The organism is Nereida sp. MMG025, assembly GCF_021654165.1.
In the GTDB taxonomy this organism is placed as follows: Bacteria; Pseudomonadota; Alphaproteobacteria; order Rhodobacterales; family Rhodobacteraceae; genus Nereida.
In genome coordinates this window covers 1-762 of the sequence record NZ_JAKFZN010000035.1, presented here as the reverse complement: position 1 = coordinate 762, position 762 = coordinate 1, and the positions used below count along the sequence as shown (strand labels likewise).

Here is a 762-nt window from a genome sequence, read left to right as displayed (position 1 = left end):
TGCTCCGCTCAACGCCACATCGGGTTCTTAATCTCAGCCCAGAACGCTTTTCATTGCCATATTTCGTAGCCGCGAATTACGACACGATGATTGCCCCGTTCCCTCAACTTGTCAGCGACACGCGACCGGCGCGCTACGAACTTTTCCTCGCTGGAGCACATCTGGAGCGGATGCTTGTCAGAGATTTTCCATATTTTAGGGAAATGCAGCGCAGACGGGCAGCGGCAGATGGGGGCGAGAAAAATGGTTCAGTCAACAACCCCTTTGAACACAGGTTTAACACGTAATCGGTTTGAAACATGCCTTCACTTGATACTATTTTGGCCGTTACTTTGGCGGGCCTCGCCCTCAGCGTTACACCAGGTCCCTCTATGCTCTACGTCGCATCCCGCAGCATCGGGCAGAGCCGATCAGCCGGTCTTGCCTCTGCTCTTGGGCTGGCTGCGGTTTTCACACAATTCGAGTGGATGGTCGAAGCCCTCCGCCTGTTAGGATCGGCATATTTGGTGTGGTTGGGCATCGGTATGATCTGGACTGCGCGCGCGGCTTCCCGTCTTTCGCTTGAAGCAAGTCAGATAGATAAAGAACCGTTTCGTCGCATCGTCTGGCAGGGGATCGTCGTTGAAATTCTGAACCCCAAAACAGTTCTGTTTTTCGCCCTTTTTCTGCCGCTCTTCATTGATGGCGGTATCGAACAGGCAGATGCCGCAGATGTTCGCCTTCAATTTCTAGTGCTTGGCGCCCTTGTGCCTCTGACAGCAG

1 protein-coding gene and 1 pseudogene are annotated in these 762 nt (G+C 53.5%); both read left to right on the top strand.

What is annotated here, in order from left to right:
- Positions 1–287 (top strand): annotated as a pseudogene (locus L1065_RS15720) (isopenicillin N synthase family oxygenase); the annotation flags it as partial.
- 12 nt (positions 288–299) lie between these two features.
- Positions 300–762, top strand: a 463-nt coding sequence (locus L1065_RS15715; protein ID WP_237096460.1) for a LysE family translocator, incomplete at its 3' end; no start/stop codon positions are given.